Source organism: Vibrio metoecus (assembly GCF_009665255.1).
Lineage (GTDB): Bacteria > Pseudomonadota > Gammaproteobacteria > Enterobacterales > Vibrionaceae > Vibrio > Vibrio metoecus_B.
Genome location: NZ_CP035687.1, coordinates 396,895 through 422,701 on the forward strand (window position 1 = coordinate 396,895; position 25,807 = coordinate 422,701).

27 protein-coding genes are annotated in these 25,807 nt (G+C 47.9%); 10 read left to right on the top strand and 17 right to left on the bottom strand.

Annotated elements, in window-relative coordinates:
• Positions 1-38: 38 nt before the first annotated feature.
• Positions 39-689: a CatB-related O-acetyltransferase gene (locus EPB59_RS15335; protein ID WP_154173641.1), complete on the bottom strand. Its 651-nt coding sequence runs from the start codon at positions 687-689 to the stop codon at positions 39-41.
• Between the two features lie 351 nt (positions 690-1,040).
• Between EPB59_RS15335 and EPB59_RS15340 the strand changes: the two genes are divergently transcribed.
• The gene (locus tag EPB59_RS15340; RefSeq protein ID WP_154173643.1) at positions 1,041-1,574 is read left to right on the top strand and encodes a cytochrome b; all 534 of its coding nucleotides are present in this window, start codon (positions 1,041-1,043) and stop codon (positions 1,572-1,574) included.
• A 99-nt stretch (positions 1,575-1,673) separates the two neighbouring features.
• Here EPB59_RS15340 and ulaG read toward each other — a convergent pair whose 3' ends face one another.
• Positions 1,674-2,741, bottom strand: coding sequence for an L-ascorbate 6-phosphate lactonase (gene ulaG, locus EPB59_RS15345; protein ID WP_000049013.1), 1,068 nt, complete (start codon positions 2,739-2,741; stop codon positions 1,674-1,676).
• Between the two features lie 125 nt (positions 2,742-2,866).
• Complete coding sequence (ulaR, locus tag EPB59_RS15350; protein WP_001006789.1) at positions 2,867-3,622, bottom strand: HTH-type transcriptional regulator UlaR; 756 nt, start codon at positions 3,620-3,622, stop codon at positions 2,867-2,869.
• Positions 3,623-3,987: 365 nt separating this feature from the next.
• Between ulaR and EPB59_RS15355 the strand changes: the two genes are divergently transcribed.
• The 7 genes from EPB59_RS15355 (at position 3,988) to EPB59_RS15385 (ending at position 10,017) form a co-directional block, all read left to right on the top strand.
• Entirely contained in the window at positions 3,988-5,748 is a 1,761-nt protein-coding gene (locus tag EPB59_RS15355) for a PTS ascorbate-specific subunit IIBC (protein ID WP_000395341.1), read from the top strand.
• A gap of 97 nt (positions 5,749-5,845) precedes the next feature.
• Positions 5,846-6,352, top strand: coding sequence for a PTS sugar transporter subunit IIA (locus EPB59_RS15360; protein WP_148522952.1), 507 nt, complete (start codon positions 5,846-5,848; stop codon positions 6,350-6,352).
• A gap of 8 nt (positions 6,353-6,360) precedes the next feature.
• The gene (locus EPB59_RS15365; RefSeq protein WP_000286772.1) at positions 6,361-7,053 is read left to right on the top strand and encodes an L-ribulose-5-phosphate 4-epimerase; all 693 of its coding nucleotides are present in this window, start codon (positions 6,361-6,363) and stop codon (positions 7,051-7,053) included.
• Between the two features lie 5 nt (positions 7,054-7,058).
• Positions 7,059-7,880: a Cof-type HAD-IIB family hydrolase gene (locus EPB59_RS15370; protein ID WP_154173645.1), complete on the top strand. Its 822-nt coding sequence runs from the start codon at positions 7,059-7,061 to the stop codon at positions 7,878-7,880.
• A gap of 5 nt (positions 7,881-7,885) precedes the next feature.
• Positions 7,886-8,533, top strand: coding sequence for a 3-keto-L-gulonate-6-phosphate decarboxylase UlaD (locus tag EPB59_RS15375; protein ID WP_000165653.1), 648 nt, complete (start codon positions 7,886-7,888; stop codon positions 8,531-8,533).
• Positions 8,534-8,544: 11 nt separating this feature from the next.
• Complete coding sequence (locus EPB59_RS15380) at positions 8,545-9,429, top strand: L-ribulose-5-phosphate 3-epimerase (RefSeq protein WP_154173647.1); 885 nt, start codon at positions 8,545-8,547, stop codon at positions 9,427-9,429.
• Between the two features lie 156 nt (positions 9,430-9,585).
• Positions 9,586-10,017 (top strand): hypothetical protein, encoded by a 432-nt coding sequence (locus EPB59_RS15385; RefSeq protein ID WP_000770690.1) that lies wholly within the window; start codon positions 9,586-9,588, stop codon positions 10,015-10,017.
• Between the two features lie 56 nt (positions 10,018-10,073).
• Here EPB59_RS15385 and EPB59_RS15390 read toward each other — a convergent pair whose 3' ends face one another.
• The 8 genes from EPB59_RS15390 to EPB59_RS15425 form a co-directional block, all read right to left on the bottom strand.
• Entirely contained in the window at positions 10,074-10,379 is a 306-nt protein-coding gene (locus EPB59_RS15390) for a DUF202 domain-containing protein (RefSeq protein WP_241666253.1), read from the bottom strand.
• 5 nt (positions 10,380-10,384) lie between these two features.
• The gene (locus EPB59_RS15395; RefSeq protein ID WP_000781647.1) at positions 10,385-10,720 is read right to left on the bottom strand and encodes a YidH family protein; all 336 of its coding nucleotides are present in this window, start codon (positions 10,718-10,720) and stop codon (positions 10,385-10,387) included.
• A gap of 22 nt (positions 10,721-10,742) precedes the next feature.
• Positions 10,743-11,588 (bottom strand): MurR/RpiR family transcriptional regulator, encoded by an 846-nt coding sequence (locus tag EPB59_RS15400; protein ID WP_055050045.1) that lies wholly within the window; start codon positions 11,586-11,588, stop codon positions 10,743-10,745.
• A 67-nt stretch (positions 11,589-11,655) separates the two neighbouring features.
• Positions 11,656-13,023, bottom strand: coding sequence for a PTS transporter subunit EIIC (locus tag EPB59_RS15405; RefSeq protein ID WP_154173651.1), 1,368 nt, complete (start codon positions 13,021-13,023; stop codon positions 11,656-11,658).
• A 1-nt stretch (position 13,024) separates the two neighbouring features.
• Positions 13,025-13,927: an N-acetylmuramic acid 6-phosphate etherase gene (gene murQ, locus EPB59_RS15410; RefSeq protein ID WP_154173653.1), complete on the bottom strand. Its 903-nt coding sequence runs from the start codon at positions 13,925-13,927 to the stop codon at positions 13,025-13,027.
• Positions 13,928-14,352: 425 nt separating this feature from the next.
• Entirely contained in the window at positions 14,353-14,970 is a 618-nt protein-coding gene (locus EPB59_RS15415; RefSeq protein WP_154173655.1) for a flavodoxin family protein, read from the bottom strand.
• 88 nt (positions 14,971-15,058) lie between these two features.
• On the bottom strand, positions 15,059-15,997 hold the full coding sequence (locus EPB59_RS15420; RefSeq protein ID WP_154173657.1) for an alpha/beta hydrolase: 939 nt from the start codon (positions 15,995-15,997) through the stop codon (positions 15,059-15,061).
• Between the two features lie 88 nt (positions 15,998-16,085).
• Complete coding sequence (locus tag EPB59_RS15425) at positions 16,086-17,000, bottom strand: alpha/beta hydrolase (RefSeq protein ID WP_154173659.1); 915 nt, start codon at positions 16,998-17,000, stop codon at positions 16,086-16,088.
• 152 nt (positions 17,001-17,152) lie between these two features.
• Here EPB59_RS15425 and EPB59_RS15430 point away from each other — a divergent pair, with 152 nt between their 5' ends.
• A complete protein-coding gene (locus tag EPB59_RS15430) occupies positions 17,153-18,082 on the top strand; it encodes a LysR family transcriptional regulator (protein WP_154173661.1) in 930 nt (309 codons plus the stop codon).
• A gap of 137 nt (positions 18,083-18,219) precedes the next feature.
• Here EPB59_RS15430 and EPB59_RS15435 read toward each other — a convergent pair whose 3' ends face one another.
• The 3 genes from EPB59_RS15435 to vctA form a co-directional block, all read right to left on the bottom strand.
• Positions 18,220-19,413: an acetate/propionate family kinase gene (locus EPB59_RS15435; protein WP_000072098.1), complete on the bottom strand. Its 1,194-nt coding sequence runs from the start codon at positions 19,411-19,413 to the stop codon at positions 18,220-18,222.
• A 269-nt stretch (positions 19,414-19,682) separates the two neighbouring features.
• Positions 19,683-20,003, bottom strand: a complete 321-nt coding sequence (locus EPB59_RS15440; RefSeq protein WP_000098211.1) for a DUF2218 domain-containing protein — start codon at positions 20,001-20,003, stop codon at positions 19,683-19,685.
• A 57-nt stretch (positions 20,004-20,060) separates the two neighbouring features.
• Positions 20,061-22,040, bottom strand: a complete 1,980-nt coding sequence (gene vctA, locus EPB59_RS15445; RefSeq protein WP_154173663.1) for a TonB-dependent iron chelate receptor VctA — start codon at positions 22,038-22,040, stop codon at positions 20,061-20,063.
• An 86-nt stretch (positions 22,041-22,126) separates the two neighbouring features.
• Here vctA and EPB59_RS15450 point away from each other — a divergent pair, with 86 nt between their 5' ends.
• The gene (locus EPB59_RS15450; protein ID WP_195707170.1) at positions 22,127-23,161 is read left to right on the top strand and encodes a helix-turn-helix transcriptional regulator; all 1,035 of its coding nucleotides are present in this window, start codon (positions 22,127-22,129) and stop codon (positions 23,159-23,161) included.
• Here the strand turns inward: EPB59_RS15450 and vctC are convergent.
• From vctC to vctD, 3 genes are read right to left on the bottom strand one after another with little or no spacing between them, the layout of a single operon-like run.
• Positions 23,151-23,918 (bottom strand): iron chelate ABC transporter ATP-binding protein VctC, encoded by a 768-nt coding sequence (gene vctC / locus EPB59_RS15455; protein ID WP_154173667.1) that lies wholly within the window; start codon positions 23,916-23,918, stop codon positions 23,151-23,153. The genes EPB59_RS15450 and vctC overlap by 11 nt on opposite strands.
• Before the next feature lie 2 nt (positions 23,919-23,920).
• Positions 23,921-24,871, bottom strand: coding sequence for an iron chelate uptake ABC transporter permease subunit VctG (gene vctG / locus EPB59_RS15460; protein WP_154173669.1), 951 nt, complete (start codon positions 24,869-24,871; stop codon positions 23,921-23,923).
• Complete coding sequence (gene vctD / locus EPB59_RS15465) at positions 24,861-25,799, bottom strand: iron chelate uptake ABC transporter permease subunit VctD (protein ID WP_055050058.1); 939 nt, start codon at positions 25,797-25,799, stop codon at positions 24,861-24,863. Before vctD ends, vctG begins: the two co-directional genes overlap by 11 nt.
• Between the last annotated feature and the right edge of the window lie 8 nt (positions 25,800-25,807).

Here is a 25,807-nt window from a genome sequence, read left to right on the forward strand (position 1 = left end):
CTTATGGGTTCACAGCCTTGTGATGAAGCAATGAAAAGCTAGCTCAATGGGTTATGCGGCTCGGCATCATATTGGATGACCGCTTGCTTGAGCGCCGCCAAATCCGATGCGCATAAATACGATTTGAGCGCCGTAAATTTCTCCGGCGGCCAGTCGTACACTTTCAACGCAAGCAGCTCGTCAATCACCTTTGTGTCAAAACGGTACTTAACCAACTGGGCTGGCGATCCCGCCACAACGCTGTAAGGCGCCACATCTTTGGTCACGACACTATTGGCCGCCACAATCGCGCCTTCACCAATCTTGACACCCGGCATGATCATAGCGCGCATCCCTAACCATGCACCATCACCAATCTCGGTATTCCCTTTTCCTACGTAGGCTTGTTCAATCACATCCATAAATGGATAGAGACAGAACCAATCGGCTCTATGGGTATGATTACCGCCCATTAAAATCACGACTTCCGCCCCGATACAAACGTAGTCACCAATCACCAGCTGATCGATTTCCCATAACGGGTCCCAACGTTGGCTAATCTCATCGCCATGTAAATAGCGCACCACCGACGCTTCAAAACCGGCATCCCAGCAATCGCTGTAATAGCTGTGTTTACCTTTGATAATGATGTTTGGATTTTTCACTACTTCATGCAGCAGTTGGACTTTTGACCAATGCTTTTGACTCATATTCCACCTCAAATTCGTGGTGTGCAGACGCTTTCTACTTGTTCTCTCAAATAGACCTATTCAGAAAAAATGATACGAATAAGCAAAGTCAATGAATTCGGGGCTGTTTTAATAACGGGATGAGTTTCATAACGGTTTTAATCATGGATGACGCTCAAAGATAACACAGGCTCACCATTCTGCCTCTTAGAAATCCCTCATATCCGATAAGTCACTCAACAGTAGGTTATAACAGCCAACCATTACGTCACAACCACACACATTTACGCAAATTTACTTACACAAACGGTTCACAACACCTTCAAATCGCGCATAATAGCCATGACCTTATGAAACATGTGGAAATAGATTATGGATAACACAAAAACCTATTCGAAAACCTCAGTTGCTCTACATTGGATTGTGGGTTTCGCGTTTATCGGCGTATTTATCGTTGGCTTATACATGGCCGACTTACCTCGCGGGCCTGAAAAAATGGAGCTGATGGCACTGCATAAATCCTTCGGGGTGCTCATCCTACTGATCGCGCTAGCGCGAATCTTCCAGCGAGTTAAAGAAGGGGCGATTCCCCCAGCTTCGGTGATGCCAGCATGGCAAGAAAAATCGGCGAAAGCGGTTCATGGCTTGCTACTGCTCGCCACCTTAGTGATGCCAGTTTCAGGGATTGCCATGAATATTGGTGGTGGACGTGCATTGGAAGTGTTTGGTTATACGCTGGTTGCAGCAGGTGAAAAAGTGGTTTGGTTGCAAGAGTTCGCTTCGGAAGTTCACGAAACGGCACCGCCCATTATTATCGCTCTCCTTGTGCTGCACATTGCTGCAGTGCTTAAACACCAAGTGATCGATAAAGATATCACCATGGCGCGCATGTTAGGGCGCAATTAACTCCCCCCTCTCATAACGTCACGCCATACCATCACACTCGGTGGCGAGTTAGAGATAGAGAAAAAGCCCCCCATTATGGGAGGCTTTTTCCATTACGTCTTACAAGAAGGCTTTGTAAGGCAGTTCTGGCTCATTTTTGAAGATATCTTGGAATCCGCGGAAATGCTGGTAATGCATGCGTCCTTTATCGGTTGGGTAGGTGTATTTACCGCCAACTTGCCAGAAGAACGGCGCAAATTGGTACTGTAAGCGATCTTTTTTCATATTCCACAGCACTTCGATTTCACGCGGATCATTTTGGAAGTTCGCCCAGATATCGTGGTGGAATGGCACGACAACTTGGCAATCGAGCGATTCTGCAGCGCGCAATACATCCGAAGAGGTCATTTTATCGGTCACTCCGCGTGGGTTCTCACCGTACGACAGCAGCGCCACATCAATCTGGTAATCGTTACCGTGTTTCGCATAGTAGTTTGAGTAGTGTGAATCACCGGAGTGGTACACAGAGCCACCCGAGGTTTCGATCAAGTAGTTGACCGCTCGCTCATCCATACCATCCAAAATCGCTTTGTCGTAAGACGATACGCCTTTCGGTAGCGTCACTAACGCCGTGCGATCAAACGAATCCAGAACGCGAATCTTAACATCGCCGATTTCAAGCACATCACCGACTTTTGCCACAATGCAGCGCTCCTGCGGTACACCCCATCCTAGCCACAAATCAACACAGGCTTGTGGGCCAATGAATTTTACGTGCTCACCGCAGTTTTGCAGCACCGCCGCTGCAACGTTAACGTCAATGTGGTCAGCGTGATCGTGTGAAGCCAGCACCGCATCAATCTCTTTAATCGCAAACGGATCGAGTGGGAAAATCGAGGTACGCAAGTTCGGTTGCAACGCTTCCACACCGCCCATACGCATCATCTGATGCTGGGTATTCATCAAGCGGTTTTTCTGCGTTTTTTTACCGGTTCCGCACCAAAAATCGATGGAAAGGTTGGTGTTGCCAGCACTCTTTAGCCAAATCCCCGTACAGCCTAGCCACCACATCGAAAAGGTATTTGGCTCCACGACCGTTTGTTCAATCTCTTCATTTAGCCAAGTTCCCCACTCAGGGAACGTACTCAAAATCCAGGATTCGCGAGTGATTTCATTCACTTTACTCATAACAACACCTCTTGTTTCACAACGTTAAGATAAATTTTGGATGTAGGGAGCCGAGCGCCGAAATCCTGAGGATTGGCACTGGCCAGTTGGGTTAGTTTTTTAATTTGGTAAAAGTGAGTGAGACGCTACACTAAAATCACTTGCGTCCCTTGCGCTTCAATGGCTTTCACCACTTCAGCATTCGCATTTTTACCTGTGATGACGATGTCAATTTTGCTGGTAGGACAAAACAGCATACCGGTACGCTGCCCTACTTTTGAGCTGTCCACCACTACGACTAGCTTATCGATTTGCTCTAGCATCTGCTGTTCAGCAACCGCTGTGAGCATATCGGTTTTGTACAATCCTGCTTCGGTTAGCCCTTTGCCAGAGGTAAACATCCATTTCCCCGCATAACCGCCAAGAGAATCTGGCGCGGGGTTGAGGAAAATGCTTTGCGCTCGATTGTATTGTCCGCCAATGATGATCACATCATCGTGATCTTCATTGATCAGATAGCTCGCCAAAGGAAAATAGTTGGTCACAATCTGTACATTTTCGCCACACAACTGCTGGCCCAGCAAAAAGGCGGTCGAACCACAGTTGATCACCACGCTATCACCTGGTTGGCACAGCTCAGCCGCTTTCAAGGCAATCAGCGATTTCTCTTCATAATGCTCTGTGCTGTTGATATTGAGCGGTGACCATTTTCTTTTTTGATTTTCAATGCGCTCTGCCCCATTGCGCACTTTGCGCAGTTTACCTAGCTCATCAAGCTTGGCGATATCGCGCCGCGCCGTGGCTGGAGAGACATTAAAGCGCTCAATAATGTGCGAAACGTTAATCGCTTGATTCTCTTCAAGCAGAGACAAAATACCGTTATGTCGTTGGACTTCATTCATACCATCACCTAACTGAGAAAAAACTCACCGAATGTCGACTTAGTGATTATTTGGTGATTAATCTTGATTGAATTTGATTCTATTAATCATCGTAAATCTTGTCAAACTTTCTGCACATAGAAATCATACATTTATCACAATTAAATTTAAGTTATTGATTTTTAATCAAATAACAAAAACCAAAGTGATCTACCTATCATTTATATGGTTTTCTTTTGGGCAAAATTGATAAAAATCAAAATAATCACAAATGAGCATTGAATGATTACTTTTGATTGTTAAAGTCTATTCCGTGAGCAAAAGGAGCGATTTTACGCACCACCAAAAATCACTCTTCCTACATCAAAACAACTAAGGGTAGAGATATGGAGTTCTTGTACGACGTTTTCTATATTTTTTACAGCCAAGTAATGACCAAAGCCCCTTTGCTGCTAGGGCTAGTCACCTTAATCGGCTATTGGCTGCTAAGACGCGATGCGACAACCATCATTAAAGGTTCAATCAAAACCATTGTCGGTTTTATGCTGGTACAAGTGGGCGCAGGCACACTGGTCGCCGGCTTTAAACCTGTGATTGAAAAGCTGTCGCAATACCACGGTTTAACCGGATCAGTGATTGACCCCTACACCTCGATGATGGCCACCATGGAAACCATGGGCGATAACTATTCATGGGTCGGGTACGCCGTGCTGCTGGCGTTGGCGATCAACATTCTGTTGGTGCTGTTTCGCCGCTACACCGGCATTCGTACCATCATGTTGACTGGACACATCATGTTCCAGCAAGCGGGGTTGATTGCGGTGTTCTACTTTGTGCTCGGCGCTGGCATGTGGGAAACCATCATTTATTCGGCGGTATTGATGGCGCTCTACTGGGGCATCTCTTCTAACATCATGTTCAAACCGACCGAAGAAGTCACTGGCGGCGCGGGTTTCTCCATCGGCCACCAACAGCAAGTCGCTTCATGGATCGCCACCAAAATTGCTCCCAAACTGGGGGATAAAAAAGACAGTGTTGATCACCTGCAACTGCCTAAATGGCTGCATATTTTCCACGACAGCATCGCTGCCACCGCGATTGTAATGACGGTATTCTTCGGCATTATTCTGCTCTCTTTCGGTCTGGATAATCTGCAAGAGATGGCGGGTTCCACTCACTGGACTATCTACATCCTCGAAACGGGCCTTAAGTTTGCCGTCGCGATCCAAGTGATTGTGGCCGGTGTGCGTATGTTTGTCGCCGAGCTCTCCGAAGCGTTTAAAGGCATCTCCGAGCGCGTTATTCCTAACGCAGTACTCGCGATTGATTGTGCGGCGATCTACGCCTTCTCCCCCAATGCCATGGTGTTTGGCTTTATGTGGGGCGCACTCGGCCAGTTTGCAGCAGTCTTAGCCATGCTGGCGTTTAATGCGCCAATCATGATCATTCCCGGCTTCATTCCTATGTTCTTCTCCAACGCAACGATTGGCGTGTTTGCGAACCATTTCGGCGGTTGGAAAGCGGTGATGAAGATCTGTTTTGTGATGGGCATTATCGAAGTGCTCGGCTCGGCATGGGCAATTCACCTCTTCACCCAACAAGGCACCGAATTCAGTGGCTGGATGGGCATGGCCGACTGGGCTTTGGTCTTCCCACCGATTATGCAAGGTTTGTCCGCCTCGAAACTCTTCTTCTTCGTACTGGTTGCACTGGCGTTGGTCTACATGTTCTTTGCCTCCAAACAGTTACGCGCCGAAGAAGATGCACAAGGCAGCATCACGGTCAGTGACGAGCCGGAAGTGATTGAAGCGGTTGAACAAGCTCTGCAAGCCGCGCAAGGCACTCGTCCAGTGAGCATTCTGGCAGTGTGCGGTAACGGCCAAGGTTCATCGATGATGATGAAGATGAAAATCGGCAAGTATCTGGAACAAAAAGGCATTCCACACGTGATGGATTCTTGCGCGGTGTCTGATTACAAATCCAAACTCGCGACCACCGATATCATTGTCTCCTCGAAACACCTCTCAGCCGAGATGGAACCGGGCGAAGGTAAGTTTGTGCTCGGGGTGCAGAACATGCTTAACCCAAACTCGTTTGGCAATGAACTGCTCGACATTATCCATAACCATTTTGTGAAAATTCGCTAGCTCGACAGGAGGTGGGCAGCCGCACCACTCTGGTTGCCTACCGCCCCCTACGACAATAAGAAGCTGGTTTGATCAGCTCTACTCTGGAGATAGAACCATGGGACTCAAACAATCCTTAATCGAGAACAACTCAATCCAATTGCAAGCCAAAGCCGATAACTGGCGTGAGGCGATCAAAATTGGCACCGATATGTTGATAGCCTCTGGCGCGATTACGCCAGCCTATCACGAGGCGATCATCGCCAGTGTCGAGCAGCTCGGCCCCTACATCTGCATCGCTCCTAATCTTGCCCTGCCCCATGCGCGCCCCGAAAACGGCGTGTTGAGAACTGCTTTTGCGCTGGTGACCTTACAAGAGCCGATCTATTTCGAAGGCGAAGATGAGCCGGTGGATGTGCTGATTACCTTAGCCGGCAGTTCCTCCGATGAGCATATGGAAGGACTGATGGAAGTGACGCAAGTGCTGGATGATGAAAACAGTGCCAGCGGAGTCGATCTGGATAAGCTGCGCCGCTGCCGCGATAAACAGCAAGTGTATGCGGTGATTGACCAAGCACTCTCACCCCAAGCGACTACCCAACCCGCATTTGCGCACACCGCGTAGGAGGGAGTATGTACAGCGAACTGAAACAGCGCGTATTCAACGCCAATCTCAAATTGCCCAAATACGGTTTAGTCACTTTTACCTGGGGCAATGTGTCGGAAATTGACCGCGAACGCGGCGTACTGGCGATAAAACCGAGCGGCGTGGAATACGATGCGATGCGCGCCGAAGATATGGTGATTGTCGACCTCACGGGCAAAGTGGTGGAAGGCAAATTGAATCCATCGAGCGATACCGCAACCCATATTGAACTCTACCGCGCCTTTCCAGACGTCGGCGGCGTAGTGCATACCCATTCGCGCAGCGCCACGATTTGGGCTCAAGCGGGCATTGATATTCCCGCGCTCGGGACAACCCATGCTGATTACTTTTACGGCGACATTCCCTGCACGCGTAAGCTTTCGCACAGCGAAATTGCTGGTGAGTACGAAAAAAACACTGGCCTAGTGATCGTCGAAGAGTTTCGTCATCGCCATATCGATCCGATGGCGGTACCGAGTGTGATTGTGGCCGGACATGCGCCTTTCTCTTGGGGCAAAAATGCCGAAGATGCGGTGCACAACGCCGTGGTGCTGGAAGAGATCTCCGCAATGGCACTCGCCACTCGCTCGCTCAATAGCGGCATCAAAATTCAGCCCGAATTATCCGATAAACACTACCTGCGCAAACACGGCGCGAACGCTTACTACGGCCAGAGGTAATCGCTATGTATAAAGTGCTCGCCTTGGATCTTGATGGCACTGTGCTCAGTGACGATCACACCATCCATCCACAAGTCAAAGACGCGATTCGCGCAGCTCAGCAGCATTGCCATGTGCTTATCGTCACAGGTCGTCACCACACCGCTGCGCGCCCTTACTACGATGAACTGGGTCTGACCACGCCCATCATCTGTTGCAACGGCACGTATGTGTATGACTACGCAAGCGAAACGGTGCTGGAGCACAATGCGATCGATAAGCAAGATGCGCTGACCTTTATCGATCTGGCCCAAGAGTTTCAGCTCAAGCTGGTGATGTACATCAAAGATGCAATGACTTACTCGCAGCGCAGCCCCATCGCGTACATGCAAGCATTGGAAAAATGGGCGCAAGCAGCTTCTCTCTCTCATCCGCCGCAAATCTTTGCGATTGACTCCTTTCACCAAACTGCGCGTGACTCTGAGTTTGTGTGGAAATTTGTCGTCGAAGGTTTACCAAGCTCGGTCGAACGACTCCTAGAGCATCCGTGGGTGAATACCCGTTTTAATGGTGAACGCTCTTGGTCAAACCGCATTGATTTTGCCGCCAAAGGCAACAGTAAAGGCCAGCGCCTTGCGCAATACGTCGCTCAGCTTGGCTACGCCGCCAACCATGTGATGGCGATTGGCGATAACCACAATGACATCTCCATGCTGCGCTATGCGGGCCACGGCGTTGCCATGGCCAATGCCGATGACACCGTGAAATCTTACGCGCGCAGCCTTTGCCCTACCGATAACAACCAAGCTGGGCTTGCCCAACTGATACGTGAACATATTCAAGGATAAACAGTATGACCAAACCAATGATTCAAATCGCCCTCGACCAAACCAAACTAACCGATGCCGTGGCCGTAGCAAGTAATGTCGCCAGTTACGTCGATGTGATTGAAGTTGGCACCATTTTGGCTTTCGCGGAAGGAATGAAAGCGGTGTCGACTCTGCGCCACAACCATCCGGATCATATTCTGGTGTGTGACATGAAAACCACCGATGGCGGAGCCATTCTCTCGCGCATGGCATTTGAAGCGGGGGCCGATTGGATCACCGTCTCAGCCGCCGCGCACATCGCGACCATTGCCGCGTGTAAAAAAGTGGCGGATGAGCTGAATGGCGAAATTCAAATCGAGATTTATGGCAACTGGACGATGCAAGATGCTAAAGCGTGGGTCGATTTAGGCATCACTCAAGCCATTTACCACCGCTCGCGTGATGCAGAATTGGCCGGTATTGGTTGGACGACGGACGATCTCGACAAAATGCGCCAGCTCTCTGCGCTAGGCATTGAGCTTTCGATCACCGGCGGCATCGTACCAGAAGATATTTACCTGTTTGAAGGAATCAAAACCAAAACCTTTATTGCCGGACGTGCATTAGCAGGCGCCGAAGGCCAACAAACCGCGGCGGCTCTGCGTGAGCAAATCGACCGTTTCTGGCCATAACAGGAGGCCGCATGTATCAACATTTACTGCGCCACCGCGTTGGCTTGTATGAAAAAGCGCTGCCCAATCACTTAAGTTGGGAGGAAAAACTGGCCTGCACCAAAGAGCTCGGCTTCGATTTTCTGGAGATCTCGGTGGATGAAAGTGACGAGCGCCGCAGCCGCCTCGATTGGGATGATGCCACCATTTATTCATTACGCCGCCTTTGTGAGGAGTATGGCGTGCCGCTGCAATCGATGTGCCTTAGCGCTCATCGCAAGTTTCCGTTTGGCTCGGCCGATCCCGCGCTGCGCGATGAGGCACTGAAAATTATGCAAAAGGCGATCACCCTCGCCTACAAACTGGGCATTCGCACTATCCAGTTGGCGGGGTATGACGTCTATTATGAGCCAGCCAACCAAGCCACTCATCAGCGTTTTATTGAGGGCATGCAACAAGCCGCCCGTTTAGCTGAGCGCGCTGGCGTGATGTTAGCCGTCGAGATCATGGATACGCCTTACCTCAATGCTCTGAGCAAATTTGAAGTGCTGAATCGGCAGATCCAATCGCCCTTTTTTACGGCGTATCCGGACGTTGGCAACATCTCAGGCTGGAATTATGACTTGCTGACCGAACTCTCGTTAAGCAAGCCCCACATCACTCAGATCCACCTCAAGGACACTTACAAGGTGAGCGAACAGTACGCCGGACAGTTTCGCGATTTAGTGATTGGCGAAGGCGACGTCGACTTTGATGGACTGTTCTGCCGCTTAAAAGCGCTGGATTGCGTGGTGCCATTAGTGATTGAAATGTGGGCGCACGATGAACAGTGGCAACAGCATATTCACACCGCGCAGTGTCGATTAAACCAAGCTTGTGATCGCGCCGAACTCCCTCGCTTATTCCCTCATCTTTAAGCTCCTTAGCCGCGCAACGCGGCACGTCCCGAACAGGGAATGTGCGGTAGGTTTCCCCCGACCTACCGCACTTTTTCAAGCTCATCTTCATGGTTGACTTCATCCCCACCTTGACGCACAGTGGCGGCTGTTTGTTTGAAATTCCAACCGGTTAGCATGAAATTACTCCACCTTCAGTTGTTTTGGTACGAGAAGCACCACACCCTACTTGAATTAGAGGCCCTGCCACAACTGAGCCCAGCACAACAGCAAGAACTCGAAGAGTGGATCAAAACGCGGCGCAAAATTCTCAGTTATGAAGTGCATCAACACGCGTGGATTAAGGTCAACACCGATGGTTTTTCATCACTGCTGACCTTTAAACCCAACGGCACCTTGATTGAAAAAGACATGTTCAGCGATAAAGCGCTGCATGGTTTGTGGAAAGTGATGGATGGTTTTTTGTTCGTCAAAGTGATCAGCGGCGAGTTTATTGTCGAATACCAAATTGTCGGCCACCAACCTCACCCAGTGCACTGCGGCATTGAATACATCAATGGCCGCGTCAGTAGCTACAGCAAGTTTGCCCAATTGGCGTCAAAAGAATAAGCGTCTAGTCATCAACCTTAGCCATTACTCAAATCGGCTTGCGCTTAAAAAAGGCGTTAGGCCAAGCGGTCGAGGCAAACCCAAATCGCGCAGATCGCCACTGCGCCACTCATCCATAAATTACGCAGCAGCATGGCACGGTGAAACACGCGACTTTGGGTCGCGATTTCATTTTTGCGCTTTAGAATTTGCTGGAGCAACAACCATAACCCCAACAAAGCAAGCGCCAGCTGCAGTGCAGAAAACAACCCAATTTTGATCAGCAGTAACATACCTGCCGTTAACGCTAACGAACTGCGAGTCCACGCCAGTTGCGTTCTTTCACGCTGCAAACCGGGATCACGCTCTACCTCAGTTTTCATCTCACTCATAATGCCCAAAGCCCGATCAACACAGCGAAAGCAATGACCACACCTGTCATCACCATCAGGCTTTTGCTGTATTTAAACGGCCCTTCAAGCCGCATCGCTTTCTCATTTTGGTACCAGCGCAGAAATGCCCAAACGGCAGTGGCAAATGCAACGCCCGCCAATGCCGGAGTTAGCCACTGGCTGTGGCTTAATATTGCCGAATCGTGCGTCGCGCTGAGCAGATCTATCCCCACCGCAGTAGCGAGAAAAGCTAATGCCGTACGGATCCAAGCCAAAAAAGTCCGTTCATTCGCCAGCGAAAAACGATAATCCGGATCTTTACCCATTTTCATTGTGAAAAACCTTAATCTGCAATCACTGTTGTATGTGTTGAATCGAGCTTAGTGCGGTATGCATACTGAACGAATCTGTCAAAGTAATGAGTTTGAAAAAGACGATGTCAAACGCCGCCATTTGCAGCAGTTGTGGGGTCACCATGCCTAATTGAGAATGTTCTTCGGTGTAACTATAAGGGATCACATAATCCGCCAGTTGCGCCACTTTATCGCGCCCATAGCGTGTTAAAGCAATCACTTGCGCGCCGTTTTGTTTAGCGCGTTCAATCGCGGTCAACACTTCTTGGGTATTCCCCCGCGCAGAAACCACCAGCAGAACATCATCCGCTTTGAGCAGCGAAGCTTGCACAATTTGAATGTGATAATCCTGATTAAACTGCACATTAAAACCTGCGCGAATCAGCTTGTGGTTGATGTCTGCCGCGACGATGGCTGAAGCGCCAATCCCCGCCAACGCAATTTTGTTGGCTTTCAACAATTGCTGCGCACACAGCTCTACCGATTTCGCATCCATCAAACCAATCGATTGTTCTATGGTAGAAACAAACAGATGCTTGGCTTTTTCAATAATCTGCGCCGTAGAATCACCAGTTTCAATACTGGCATAAACAGATTGAGCCGTACGTGCCATCTCTTGCGGTGCTTGTGCGGCGAGTTTTAACTTCAGATCAGGAAAGCCGCTACAGCCGAGGCTTTTCGCATAGCGAATCACTGACGAATCACTGATACCAAGCAGCGCGCCAACTTTCGTCGCGCTCAACTCCGATAAATCGAACTGTCGTTCAACAATCAATTGTGAGAGCTTTTGCTCATTTTGATTACTCGAATGTACTAATGTTTTTACCTTGTTGATGAGTTTATCCATCGAAGACCCTTGTTGACTCAAAAAGCCGTCACACACTTCCGCGGTGACGGCCAGATACTACCCGATTCTACTGGTTTTTTTCGACTGGCTCAGTGAAGCCAAGCAACATAGAGGCAATAAAACCCACCACCCATGCCGCCAATACAGCAAACAAGAAAGAAGGAATTTGCCCTTCCCCCACGAGCGGGATCAATGACAAGCCAGCCGTACCAAATGGAATGATGATGCCCACTTTAAAAGCCGCCATCATAGCGCCCCCTGCAAAACCGCCGATGCAACCTGCGATAAAGGTTTTTCCAAGCGGAAGCGAAACACCAAACAGCAGCGGCTCGCCCACACCAAGAATCCCTACAGGTAAAGCGCCCGTAATGGTTTTCTTTAAACGCTCATTTTTGGTTTTCAAGAAAACATAAGCCGCCGCCCCCACTTGGCCCATGCCACCCATGGCCAAAATAGGGAACAGATAATTGAGGCCAAACGTTTCTAGAATTTGCGCATGGATTGGGATCAGCCCTTGGTGCAATCCGGTTAACAGTAGGAATAAGAAACCGCCACCTAGTACACCACCAACAGCAACAGAACCCGCGGAGTCATTAAGCAGTGCAACAGAAACCAGATTGCCTAACCAAACATTGACGGCGTGCGCAATCGGCTGTAATACCAACAACGCAACCGCAGAGGAAACCAGAATTGTCAGGGTTGGCGTGAGAATCAGATCAAGGCTTTCCTTGCAGTGACTGCGAAACCACAGTTCGAATTTGGATGAAAACACACACACCAGCAATACGGCAAACATACCGCCACCGCCCGGCACTAAAGTATTTCCAAACAGTTGAATATTAGCCAACCCCGGAGCCGCTAAAATGGCCGCCATCACTGCGCCAATGGCGGGTGAAGCGTGCAGTTCTTTCGCAGTGTTCATCCCGATCATCACAGATAACACGGCGAATACCGCTTTACCCACCACAGTGAACAGGTCAAAAATTTCTGGGTAAGCGGCCACGAATTCAGGCGATACCAGTTTAAAAATGTTAACGATACCTAAGACCAAACCACAGCCGATCAACGCAGGAATGGTTGGGACAAAAATCGCGGCTAAAGTGTTCAGCGCACGACGAACCGAAAAAGGCTGAGCGGCTGATGGAGCACTGGTTTGAGTTCCCGCACCACTGCCTGAGATTCTCTTTTGCAGCACACCCGTTACCTTCGCTGCTGTACCCATCCCCACAATGATTTGATACTGCTCGCCAGCATCTACCACGCCTTTAATGCCGTCGACTTCACGCAGCGCTTCCATATGGAACTGGCTGCGATCTTTGAGCACAAGGCGAACCCGTGTCATGCAGTTGGTTAAGGTCGCGACATTCTCAAAGCCACCAATATGGCGTTCAATCTCGTCGGCAATGATTTCCAAATGTTCTATCTTGTTAGCCATATCAGATTCCTTGCAATAGCTGCTGTTTGAGGGATTGGAAAGGTTTAGAGGCGATAAGAAGAGCTTGAGATGGCTCAATATCCAACCAATGCAGCAGCACCGCAGCGCGCACATTGTAATTGACCTGATTGAGTAAGGCTTGCGCCTCATCCCTCTTCACATCACAGATTTCACTGACAATGCGCTGAGCTCGCACACGTAATTTCTCGTTGCTGGCTTTGACATCAATCATTAAATTGCCATGCACTTTACCTAGCTGAATCATCACCGCCGTGCTAATCATGCCAAGCAACATCTTTTGCGCGGAACCACTCTTCATTCGCGTAGAGCCTGACAGCACTTCTGCACCAACATCGGGCGCAATCACGACATCCGCCAGTTCGGAGATCAAGCCCCATCCGCGAGTACTCAATGCAATGGTTTTAGCACCTACTTGTCTTGCGTATTCGAGCCCGGATAGCACAAAGGGTGTGCGTCCACTTGCTGCAATGCCCAGCACCACATCCTGCGCATTGAGCTGTCGAGATCTTAACTCAGCAGGTGCAGACTCTCGACAATCTTCGATATTTTCTACTGCGCTTAGCATCGCCGCATGACCACCCGCAATAATCGCCTGAACCAATTCTGGTTCGGTGCCAAAAGTCGGAGGGCACTCCGCAGAATCCAGCACACCAAGACGTCCACTGGTCCCCGCCCCGACATAGAACAAACGGCCACCTTGGCGCATTTGCTCAGCAATCACGCGGACTGCTTCCTCGACTTGCGGTAATACGCGGCGAACCGAAAGTGCCACGCTGGCATCATGTTCATTCAGTAATTCAAGAATTTTGAGCACTGGCAGATCCGACAAATTCAGGGTCGCAGGGTTTAACTCTTGGCTGACAGTGGATAACAACTCACTCATAATTCTCTCCGTTGATTTTCGACATTGAAATGATAACCAAATGTCGAAATTCGACAAATGACTTCGCAATAGAAGTCGAGATGCGTCACAAGGAATTTAATTAACGATGCGAGTTGGTGTCGGTAATCCACCTGTATTGGCAATAAATTTGCCCTAGAATGATTAGTAAAAAGCGAGCCAATGGCTCGCTTTTTACTAATCTATCGTTGTACCAACTACAGCCATTCAACCGACTGCTGAGCACTTATAGATTCTTCGTTGACTGAGTCTATTCGTATCTATTAACAGGGATATAGACACAAATGAGTGATACCCATTACTGATGCAGTGAGTGACGGGCTATTTCTGGTAAGGCAGCACAAAACATTTTACTTAGGACATCAAAAACCATTTTTATGCTATCTGACTATCTTGATGTAACAACGTCACTCCAATTTATCAAAGTGGTTTAGCATTTCCTCAATTGAAATCTGATTTCCCATGCGTCCACGATCCACATATTGATGTTTAAAGCTAACCGCACCTTTGGAACGAACTAATGATTCAAAGTCTTTGATGAAACTTTCTTCAAACTTACTGTTAAAGGTATTGAATAGGACAACATCTTTACCTGTGAAGTCGCTATTTTTAGCAAACTGCCATATTGGTGGTGCCGGACTGTATAACCAGATAGGCGAGCCTAAATAAACCGTTTCATAAGTTGATAGGTCAATAGTTTCAGGACTGATATCAGCAATATTGCTGCGAGCATCCTTCAGCGCACTTATCCACCCCGGAATGCCAAGATCATAGTCTTTTGCGGTAATCTCGTAGAGGCGTCCATTCTTTTTCTCTGCGATATGTTTTGCTAACACACCAGTACTTCCAGAGCGAGAAAACACAATGACGGCAACGTTTGATTCAGTCGTAACGGAAAGAGGGCCGAATTGCCTTAATTGCTTATTCTTTGAAGACTGAGAGTTTTCTACTCGCGTTACCACAAAAGCAACAGTGAAGGCCGCCACAATAGCGAGTACTGCAATTATAATTATCCATCGTGTCATATTACTGACCTACCCACTTCAAACTAAATCTTACAGAGTTAAAAAAGAAGCGCTTTGTAACCATACAAAACGCTTCTAACTTATTGGATCACTTTAGGTGTGTTTCAAGGAATGCAGAAACCTTGTCCATTGCCATATTTACCGCTTCAGGATGGTCATACAACTCATAGTGAGACCAGTTTTCCAAATTAACCAGTTGTCGATCTTTTGATTGAACAGATCGGCCATAAATTTCTTGTCCATCACGATAGGCACCAAATGCTCCTACTTTTTGGCCCACCACGGCCATAACAGGCTGAGTCAATAACGTTTCTGCGAATGCAAAAGCATCCCAGCTCAGTGTTTTCTGTGCATGTGAGAACAACATACGAGTTGCACCACCTTCGGTTTGTCCACGTGGCGTTTTATAGTATTCGGTCGCTTCGAACACATCTCGTTCTGTTAACCCATTTTCTTTTGCAAATTCAACACTTGGAGGAAGAAGATCATTGATTTGTAACTCTGAGCCACGAGCTTCGGCTGTTCGCTGTGCAGCCATTGCTTCAAGATTGGCGATAGGGTCGTACATACTGAAGCCTTCACGGAACAAACGACCTACGTTGACTGGCGTGATACCTACTACAGCTTTCAAGCGCTTTTCGGTTAGGGCTGAATTGATGATGTAAGCACCACCGCCGCAGATACCGAGACCACCAATTCTATCCTCATCGACATAAGGTAAAGTTACTGCATAGTCGATAACGCGACTGATATCTTCAACACGTTGACTTGGGTCTTCTACGTAGCGAGGAAATCCTCCCGATTCTCCTTGGAAGCTTGCGTCAAATGCGATCACCACGTAACCCAACTCAGCAAGCGCCTTACCATAGACAGCGCTGGATGTTTGTTCTTTACAGCTACCAAAAGGATGAACACTTATCATGGTTGGATAGCGTTTTGATTCCTTGAAGCCTTCTGGAAATAAAATTAATGCAGACATATCCCATGCCATATCCGCATTTCTGAAAGTAATTTTTTGCATGTTCATAATCCATACCTTGAGAGTAAAAAGCCTTGTGAGTAGAAAGCCATGAGAGCAGAAAGGCTCAAAGCAATCGAGCCTTTCATGGGGAATATTAAAGAGAGCGTTGGAAGAAAGATGAAAGTTGGGATACGGCGTCATCGACGTATTCGGCAACATCATAAAGCGACATATGGTTCGCACCATCAATGACATACAGGGTTTTATCTGTACTCGCCGCACGCTCAATCAAGTCTTCACTCATCCATTTACTGCCGGCAACGCTGCCTGCAATCGCGAGAATTGGTTGAGTCAAAAATGCTTCTGCTTTGTGGTATGCATCGTAAGTGATGATCTGGTTTAAGTTACGGGTTAGAGCAAAACCCGGAGCATTAGGATGTTCACAACGCGGAGTGTGGTAATACTCCCATGCCTCTCGCAGCTCTGCGTTTGGCGCATCTTCTTCACGCATCGGAGCTAGAGGGATAATTGCGTATTCAGAACCAATAGCATCAGTGGTGCGCGCATTCGAACCAAAATCTAAGTAACCAACGGCGTCAGCATCCTTCACTGAATTATCCCAACCATTACGGAACATTTGGCCGATATTTACCGCGCTCACCATACCCAGAGCTTTGATTCGGCGATCATTAATTGCTGCATTTGCGCTATAGCCAGCACCAGCACAAATACCCATTGCACCAATTTTATCGTTATCGACATATTCTAATGTCGTTAGATAGTCGACGACTGCACTCACGTCTTCCGAACTAATGTATGGGTTTTCCATTTGACGCGGTTGGCCAGTACTTTCACCTTGAAATGAGCGGTCAAAAGCAATAGCGATTAAACCATTTTGTGCAAGTTTGCTCGCGTATAGACCTGCGGTTTGCTCTTTTACCCCACCACCAGGATGCGAAACCACAACGGCTGCATATTGTTTACTTGCATCAAAATCTTTAGGGAAGTTGATAACCGCAGAAATCTCAATACCTTGACCATTTAGATTTTTGAAAGTGACTTTAGACATAACGGAATTCTCCTGAGGGTGGTTAACTGTTCATCATGGGATGGCGTAAGCTTCGAAGTAATCTTAATGAAAGGACTGTGTCTGATAAATATCGTTTCACATACATAACTGTTTAGATATACTTTACAAAAATTGCTTGGCTAACCCTTAAAATGCCCATTGAACCTTCTCTTGTTGCTTCGTTGACTTGGTTTGCACATGTTGCTCGTCATCGCAGTTTTACCAAAGCCGCCTCTGAAATGGGGGTAACGCGTGCAGCCTTATCACAGCATCTGAAAGCGTTAGAACAACAGCTACAAGTCCGATTAATCAATCGTACAACCAGACACATGTCGTTGACGGAAGAAGGCCAACGTCTGCTTGATATTTGGCAGCCTTCGTTGACGAGCATTGAGCAAGTCGTCAATCAACTTAACGACTCCCATGTTGAACCTTCGGGATTAATTCGTATCAGCGTATCGAGAACCGCAGCTCGGCTGCTTATTGAGCCTCACCTCGGTGAATTTCTGTCTCTCTACCCCAAAATACGTTTAGAGTTAATTATGGATGATGGGTTTTCTAACATCGTTGCTGAAGGGGTTGATGCTGGCATTCGCTTAGGAATAAGTTTGGATGAACACATGGTTGCCGTTCCTATTACGCCACCTTTAACTACAGCAATCGTTGGCTCTCCTGAATACTTTAAGAGAAAAGGAGTGCCTCAAACTCCTGAGGACTTAGATGTACACAATTGTCTTGCTTATCGCTTCACCTCTAGCGGAACCATCGATCATTGGTCACTAACCAGTTCTGATGCCGAAAGGCACACAGTGGTATTCGAGCCTAAAGGAAATGCCGTTTTCAACGACGACCACAGTATGTTACAGGCGGCAATACAGGGTGTGGGTTTAGTGAAGCATATTGATTTATGGGTAGAAAAATACATCGATGAAGGAAGATTAAGCCGTGTGCTTGCACCTTGGTGTAAATCGTTTCCGGGGTTTTACTTATATATCTCTTCGAGGGAACATATGCCTAAAAAAATCCGCGTGTTGATGGATTTTTTAATCGAGAAACGTGAGCTTCTCAAACCGAAAGAGTAATGATCAGATTACTTTAAATAGAGACTCATGGAACAAGAGACCATTAACCAAGCTCGTAATGGGGCATAAACAAGCCAACATAAAGATCTAAAAAAGCGAGCACGAGGCTCGCTTTTATCGATATTTCGTCGTAATTATTACAATAACTCAACCGACTGCTGGGCAATCACGAATTCCTCGTTGGTCGGGATCACCATGGCTACGGCGTTAAGCAGCTCAGATTTTGCGATAATGCCCGCTTTACCAAAACGCGCAGCTTCGTTGCCTTTTTCATCTTCAACGAAACCAAGCAGTTTTAGGTTGCCGAGAATTTCGCGGCGAATCGGCAGTGAGTTTTCACCAATACCACCGGTGAAGATGATCGCATCCAGATGATCTAACGGGATCAGGTAAGAGCCGATGTATTTGGCGACTCGGTAAGTAAACACTTCAAACGCCAGTTTCGCCCCTTCGTGACCGTTTTCCATCGCTTCCAAAATACCACGAGCATCTGAAGTCAGGCCGGATACCCCCAAGAAACCGGATTTCTTGTTCAGGGTTTCAAAGACTTTCTCTTGGCTCCAGCCTTTTTTCATCAAAAATTCGATGATGCCGGGATCTAAGTCGCCAGAACGTGTACCCATCATTAGACCTGCCAATGGGGTGAAGCCCATGGAAGTATCGACCGATTGACCATTGCTGATCGCACAAACTGAAGCGCCGTTGCCCAAATGAACCGAGATGAAGCTCGCTTGTTCAATTGGCTTGTTCAGCATCTTGGCCGCTTCACGGCTTACATAATAGTGGCTAGTACCGTGGAAACCGTAGCGGCGGATACCGTATTGTTTGTACAGTTCATGAGAGATAGCACCAGTGAATGCCTTTTTCGGCATCGTCTGGTGGAAGGCGGTATCAAACACAGCAAACTGTGGCAAGCTTGGGAAAGCCGCCATCGCCGCTTGGATACCTTTCGCACCGGCTGGGTTGTGGAGCGGAGCAAGATCGGACAAGCTTTCGATTTCTGCCAGTACTTCTTCATCAATACGAACGGTCGAGGTGAATTTCTCACCGCCGTGCACAATACGGTGTCCTACCGCTACTAAGTCTTGAGCGAAGCCCAAGCTTTCCATTAAGCCCACAATGCGGTTGATCGCATGTTGGTGATGATGATCGGCGGCGGTAATCGCCTCTTCCGTTTTTTCACCTTGGTATTTCCAACTGATCACGGCTTCAGGCATGCCGAAGCATTCGCCAAGGCCTGAGATCAGCGCTTCCCCCGTTTGGGAATCAATCACTGCAAATTTCAATGATGAGCTACCAGAGTTTATGACCAACACATACGAGTTCGACATGGGGGCTGTATCCTGTTTCAGACGTTAAGGGGAAGCGTTTTCGCTTCGTCATTATAGAGATAGCATTATTCAATAATTTTTGAATCTTTCAACTTTGTTTTAGTTTTTTGTGCGATAGAAACGTTTTTTTGTTGATCTTAAGCAAGAAGAGATTTCTTTTTAGCCGAGAAATATTTCAATTTTTCATCAAAGAAAACAGCGTTCGCCGAAGATGACGAACGCTGATGCAGTATAGGATGAATGCCGAGAGGCAAGATGATGCAGAGCCACTATGCAAGCGGTGTCGTTTGCCATTCCAGTTCAATGGATTCTCGGCGTGAAAACATATCGATATGCGAATCGATCACCGCGCGTTGTGCGGCCACATTTTTCTCGCTGTCCCCCTGACAAACAAACGTCAGCGTTTGGTTTTTCTCGCACACGGTTAAGGTGGTCACTCCCACAGGAAACTCGATTTGCCCTTGTGTTTCATCCCAAGTCGCAGGGACTTTGCGGGCAAAATGGCGACATAAGGTGACTAAATATTTGACCACATGCTCAGAGTGCAACGTGGCTTGGGATTGGTACAACGCTTGAAATTGAGACGACATAACAAAATCTCCAGTGCAAAAGCCCGCACAAAGCGGGCTTAAATAGAGTAAGAATGATTAGAATTGGTAAGCGGCGGATAACTTATAGCTGCGTCCCGGCTCGTAATCATCGGCTACAAAGCTTTTCGCTAAGCCAACACGTGAGGCATGAGACACATAAAGCTCATCAAACACGTTATCCACGCCGAACGTCAGCACTAGGTTCGGGACTGAATATGGCGTCCACTGAGCATACAGGTTATGCACGTCATAGCCTTCTTTCTTGGCGGCGCCAGCCACTACGTTGTCTTCATCCAGAACCACTATTGAAGTCCAGCCAAACAGGGTATCAATCGAATCCGCTTGATAACCTAAGCTGAGCGCGATGCTGTCACCCATATCGGCGCTGTTACCAACGGAATTGAGCATTGGGCCACCATTTGTAACATCATTCGCATCCGAGTGCGCGTAAGAGAGCTTGGCGCTCGCGGCTTGGTAAGCGTAGGTTGTGCTCAGTTCAAAACCTTTGATTTCCATATCCCCTACGTTACTGATCAGGTAACTGTTACTAGTACGAATATGGTCATCAATCTGGGTTTTAAACAGGGTGAAGTTGGCACCCACAAAGTGATCGCCATAAGTTTTATCAAAGCGCACACCACCTTGAGTGTTTAAGCCCGTTTCTGGTTTGATGTTATCCGCTAAGCGAGCTTGATCTTGGTAACGAACAAAGGTCTCCAGCAGCTCTGGGCCTTTGAATAGCGAGCGGGTGTTGGCAAACAGCGTCCAATCACTGGTCACATCCCATTCCGTACCCAGTGACCAAGTCACCTCATCAAAATCTTTCGTGCCTGTCATAGCTTTACGTTTGAAATCATCAAAACGCAGACCGGCGGTCACTGACCAAACGTCATTTACATACAGTTTGTTCTCCGCAAACACAGCGGTAGAAACTGCAGATTCTTCCATAAATGGGGTGCTGCCGTAGGTCGCTTTGCTGGTTTGATCGACATAATCCATACCATAGCTTACTTGGTTACGGTGCGCGGCCAGTTCGTAGTCAGATTGGAAGAGCGCGTTAATGCCAACATTGCGGTTTGTCGCCGTATTGCGTGAAAGGCGGTTGCCCGGCCAAACACCCGCCATCACACTTTCATCACGATCAATTTCGGTTTGGCTACTGTAGAGGGTGACTTTACCGCGATGCTTATCTTGCTTGAGTTCATAAGAGCCAGTGATGGTATCGCGGTCATAATGCGTCGGAACCAAACGGTTTTTGCTCAAACCTAGGTTGGCGCTTCCTGCCATATCAGGGCGTGGGCTATAGTCCCCTTGATCACGATAGACATCATAGGAAACTTGGAATCGATGACCAACAGCCGGTTCAAAGCCGACTTTTGCAAGAACGTTATAGGTATCCCCTTTCACGCCAAAAGTTTCTTTACCGGCACCATCTTCAAAGTTATCGCGTGAGATCCCTTGACCATAAACCATGGCGTCAACCGTTTCGCTCAATTGACCGTAAACCGTGAGTGAACCTTGTTGGTTATCGTTTGAGGCATAACCGCCGAAGATACGGGCACCAAACTGCTCACCACCCACCAGCAGATCTTTCGCATTCTTGGTTTCAAAATAAACCGAACCACCGAGGCCACTTTGGGTCACCGAGTTGTTACCCACCTGCACATCAGCTGATTTCAAAATGTCTGGGTTAAGCGTTAAGTTACCAATGTGATGGAACATATTGGCGTGCTGTGAAGCGCCATCCAAACGAATATCTAGGTTGGTTTCACCCAATCCGCGAATGTTAATTCGTTGGTTAACCGAGTGCGTTCCGCCTACATCAACCCCGGGAATATCACGCAGCAAGTCCGACATGTGATCGGCTTGTTTGAGTGATAGATCGTCCGTGGTGAGAGATTCCGAGTTGCTCGAGACTTTCGTACCCCAGATCACCACATTTTCCTGCTCCGGTGTCGCTTTCTGCTCAGCAACCGCGTTGGCCGACATCGCGGCAGTGATCGCAAGCCATAACGCAGACTTCTTGCAAATATCCATACTGACTCAATTCCTCAAAAATACAAATGATAACAATTCGCATATATGTTAAGTTGTGCTCAACCAATAGAGAAGTTGAATTGATTATGCAAAATCGCACATCCGTTATGGGAAATGAGCAAAAACACAATAAGGTCATAATGAAACACGGGGCTCGACATACGGTCACCTTGGCACGCCATGTTATCGCTGAACACAGTGAACAGATTGTGGCGCAAAGTGTGAATCAACCTGTGATGGCACAAGGTCACTTTATTGAATACACCAGCCCCACAGGCTTTACTTTGCATGGAGGATCCAGTCATGAACTCGCTGATTGTGATGTGATGACCACCAGTGCTCCCGCCCTTGTCATCATTCTTTTGTTGGAGGGCACCTTACGTTTCGCCTACGACAACCACAAATTCGAGTTATGCGCCAACGAGCAGCCACAAGCCATGATGGTGAACTTACAGCAACCTTGCATTTTTCATCGACGGATACATCAAGGAATGTCGGTGCGCAAACTCAACATCATTTTGGCACCCGATAAATTACAACCTTTTGCGCAGCAAGAGTGTCCGCTGCACCATTTTATACAGCAGGATAAAGCCTTTCTCCGCCTCTCACTGCACAACGAAAGCTGGCAAGCTGTAGCAGAGTTACTCAACACGCATGGGGCAAAAACGGTGAGTGCGCACATTGCTCGTGAAGCGTTGGTTTGGCGTTTAGTCCACGAGGCGATCATGCAATGCCCAGAACAAGGCGGCACGTCCCTCCCCGCTCACCATGAACACACCGAAAGCGTGATTAACCCACTCCTGCATTACATTGACCAACATTTGTATAGCGAAATTTGTTTAGAAAAACTTGCTGAACAGCATGCGATGAGCGTTTCAAACTTACAGCGTAAGTTTAAATCTCGTTTCAATATGACGATTGCGCACTACATACGACACCGACGTTTACAACTGGCTCGTCAGCAATTAGAACGGGGCTTAGTCAGCATTACTGAAGCTGCGTATGAGGCAGGCTATTTACATCCGTCCAACTTTACTGCCGCCTTTAAAAAAGCCTTTGGTATTTCTCCGCAGGCTTTTCTCGATCAAAAACAGCAAGTACAAAATCCAATTAATCGGTAGGCAGCGTATAAAGGCACAAACGCTGCCCTTGCATCTCAATCACATTAAACGGGGTTTCGTAAATTTGGCTCAGAACATCGGATTGGATCACTTCCGATACGGAACCGGTCGCCACCACCTCCCCTTTTTTCAACGCGACGATTTTATCGGCGTAGCAGGAAGCAAAGTTGATGTCGTGGATCACCACCACCACAGCTTTATTCAACTCGTGAGCTAAACGGCGCAACGTAGACATAATTTGCAGCGAGTGTTTAATGTCCAGATTGTTTAATGGCTCATCGAGGAACACGTAATCCGTATCTTGCGCCATGACCATAGCAATAAACGCCAACTGACGCTGGCCGCCACTCAGCTCATCCAAATACTGATATTGAATGGTTTCGAGATCGAGATAGTCAATCGCCTGGTTGATGATCTGCTCATCCTGCGCAGTCAATTTCCCTTGGCTGTAAGGAAAGCGGCCAAAAGCCGTCAGTTCACGTACCGTAAAGCGCATGTTCAGCACGTTGGACTGACGCAACACTGCCAGCTTTTGAGCCAGCGCTTTGGTATTCCAATCCACTAACTCACGTTGCTCAATCCAGACTTTACCGGCATCACGGTTAACTAAGCGGCTCGCCATGGAAAGCAACGTACTTTTACCCGCGCCATTGGGGCCGATAATTGCCGTCACCTGCCCTTTGTCAAACTGGGCACTAGCGTCATGTACCACCCGCTTGGTACCAAAATGTTTGGTGAGATTATCCAGTCGAATCATTGCTAAACCACTTTATTGCGAAGTAATAGCGAGAGGAAATAGATCCCGCCGATGAAATTGATCACCACACTTAAGGTAGTGCCGAAATGGAACACTTTCTCGATCACCCACTGCCCAGAAAGCAAAGCACACACCGACATCGCCGACGCTGCAATCAGCAACGTAGAATGGCGATAAGAGTGAAACCACTCGCGAGTCAGGTTCGTTACCAGCAAACCGAAGAACAGAATTGGTCCCACTAGCGCCGTGGAAATTGAAATCAGCAGTGCACTAATCAATAAAACCTTGCGCGTCACCTTGTGCACATCCACACCTAAACTGACGGCATTATCTTGATCTAGCCAAAAGACATCGAGCACACGATGCTGACGGAACAACAGCACGCATGCTAACAGCAGTAACGGCGACACCACATACACCAATTTCGTGTTGACGTTATTAAAGCTGGCAAACATATTGGCTTGTACCGACGCAAAATCGTTCGGATCCATTAACATCACAAAAAAAGAAGCGATATTTGAAAAAAGCTGCCCCAGTATCACGCCAAGCAACAGCAGTACAATCAAATTGCGATGCCCAGTGCGAAAATAAAAGGTAAACAGCAGAGTTGAGAAACTCAGCATCGCCGCAACCGAAAGCGAAAAATTCCAGTACACATTCATCGCAATGCTGCTCATGCCCCCAAACAGCACCACGACCAACACTTGGGTGAACATGTACAGTGCATCAAATCCCATGATACTCGGCGTGAGAATCCGGTTATGGGTAATGGTTTGAAACGCCAATGAAGATTGCGCAATCGCAATGCCCGCAAACACCATCGCTAGCACTTTCGGCACACGGCGCGATAAGAAATATTGGTAGTTATCCGCATTGAGCCCTACACCAATAAATAGCGCGGCAAACAACAGCGAAATCACGATCAACAGCAGTAATTTAGTTCTATCCTGCATGACGTTGTCCTCGCAAAATCAGAACAATAAATACTGAACCACCCAAGATGCTGATGATCATTGAAATAGGAACTTCATACGGGAAAATGATCACGCGTCCGACCAAATCACACACTAAAACAAACAACGCACCAAAAATGGCAGTGCGCGGAATGTTCTTGCGCAAATTGTCACCGTAATATTGACTCACCAGATTGGGAACGATTAACCCTAAGAAAGGGAGCTGCCCCACAATCATTACCACCGTCGCCGACATCATCGAGACCAATGCCACGCCGATAACCATGACTTGGTGGTATTTCAGGCCAAGGTTGGTTGCAAAATCTTTCCCCATCCCCACCGCGGAAATACGTGCCGCATACAGGTAACTGAATATGGCTACCGGAATTGCCAGATAGAGCAGCTCAAAATCGCCTTTAAGCAAATTGGCAAAATTTGCCACCGCCCAACCGGAAAGGTTTTGAATTGCATCGTATTTATAAGCGATAAACGTCGCGAGGGAATCAATCACATTACCAAAAATAATGCCGATCAACGGGACAAAAATAACGTTTTTAAACTGGATACGTTGAATAAAAAACACAAACACTAAGGTGCCTAACATAGCGACACCAAAAATCAGCCATAAGTTTTCGCCATGGCCAAACAGCACGAGGCTCAACACATAACCGAGCATGGCACACTCCACCGTTCCGGAAGTGGAAGGGGCCGCAAATCGGTTTTGACTCACCTGCTGCATGATCAAACCCGCAATGCTTAAACCCGCACCAGAGAGAAGAATGGCCAATAATCTTGGTACTCGACTGGTCAGCAGCAACTGCCATGCGGCAGCATCACCTTGAATCAAACCGGCGAGCGGTAAATGCCCCACGCCAACAAACAGTGAACAAAAACTCATCACGCCTAAAACAAGCAATAACTTTTTCAAAGCTAACC